Consider the following 1,875-nt stretch of genomic DNA (forward strand, 5'->3'; position numbering starts at 1 on the left):
TAACTTGCTTTTTTCGTTTAATTTATCCATATCTATAGGAACTGATTTTTCAAATTTTTCAGATTCAGAAATTATAGTATTTTGTTTGATAATCTCCTCGCTATAAGTTTTAATATCCTTGTTGAAAAGGTCTACAGGAATATTTAATATAGACTGATATTCATCTATATTTTTAAAGTTATTTTTTATGAGAGTATCATCCCATTTTTGTTCTTGAGCTTTAATAGTTTTAGTTGATTTACTGATCTCATCTTCAGCAGTTTTTAGTTGGATACCTTGAGTTTTAATTTTCTCCATTAAAATATCAATATTATTAATAGTAGTTTGAAGTTCCTCACGTCTATTTTGTGTAGATTTTAAAATATTTTCAAATTTTTCAATATCTAGTTTATTTTCTTGGAATTTTTTTTCTATCTCTAAATTACTGTGGGTAAAACCATCTATCTGAGAGTTTGAGACTTCTAAATCAGTAGAAATTTCACTTTCTTTTGCTATAGCTTGAGTGATTTTATTGTTATTTTCATCTTTATCTAGAGTAGCTTTTTCTAGATCAATTTGTGTAGGTAAAGATTTTAACTGGATGCTAAGATCAGATATTTGTTTTTCATATTCTACTTTTAAATTTAAGAGGTCTATTTTATTTTGGGGGAGATTATTTAGAGTAGTTAATTCTAATAATTTAGTATTTTCAACTTCTAATCGATCTATCGATGAGTAGATATTCCCTTCACATAAAGTTAACTCTTTTTTAGAAACTTCATAGAGGTCTTTAGTTTTATCTAATTCTTTTTTTGTAGGACAATTTACTGGTTTTTTAGGAAGATTAGGATGTGTTGTAGAACCACAGACCATGCAAGGTTTTCCTACTTCTAACTCTATGGAAAGATTATAAGCTTCATTTTGAATCCATATATTATGATGTTCATTATAGATTTCTAACTTTTCTTTAGTATTCTCTAAAAATTTGTTTTTATTTATCTTTAATAATTTGATTTTATCTTCAATGAAAGAAATATCATTTATTTTAGATAAAATAGGAGTTAGAATAAGTTGTTTTTTTTCTAAAATATCTCTATTCTCATTAATTTTTTTACTTTTATCCAACTCTTTTTTTAAATTAGACTCAATGTGTTCTAAATGGCAATTTTGAAAATTTAAATGTTTAATACTTCTTTTGGTATCACGAAGTCTTCTAGCTAATTTTTTTACTTTTTTATTCAAATTGTTTATTTCTTCTTGATTAGAGGTATAAACTATTAAATCTCCTTCTAAAATACTTATTTTATTTATAGATTCAGATTTTTCTCCTAACTCTTTTTTTAGTTCATCGTAGTTTTGAATATTTGTTTTAGATTCTTCTTTTAGTTTTTCTAGGGTGTTTTTATTTTTTGAATACTCTAAATTTTTAGAACTTAGGTTTTTTTTAGAATCTAAAAGTATTTCATATTCCCCATTTATCTTCATAGCGTCTTGATTTTTATTTATTTTATTTATTTTATTTTTTATATCTTCATCTTGTTGTTGAAGTGTTAGTATAGAATCTTTAGCAGAATTCAATTTTTTTATTCCCTGGTTGATAGTCTTAGATTTCTCTATTTTTTTAGTCAGAGTTATAATGTCTAATTTAGATTTTTCAACTTTTTTTTCTTTTATAGAAGTTTCTAGAGATAATTTGTTTGAGTTTATTATGCTACTTATTTTTTCATATTCTAAGGTTTCATTTTTTAAGAGTTCTTTCCATTGTTCATCTTCTATCTCTAAAGTTTTCAAGGAAGCAAAGAGGTCTCCTTTACTCTTATAGATAGTTTTTCTTATATTTTCTGTTTTATCTTTGAGTTTATAGCTAGTTTTGTCATATATATCAGTATTAAAAAT

1 protein-coding gene is annotated in these 1,875 nt (G+C 24.2%); it reads right to left on the reverse strand.

The window, feature by feature from the left end:
• Window positions 1-1,875 (reverse strand): hypothetical protein (locus tag WBG30_RS04095; RefSeq protein ID WP_424503373.1); only part of this gene is annotated, 1,875 nt, incomplete at both ends.

The sequence above is a fragment of the Psychrilyobacter sp. genome, assembly GCF_049671765.1.
Lineage (GTDB): Bacteria > Fusobacteriota > Fusobacteriia > Fusobacteriales > Fusobacteriaceae > Psychrilyobacter.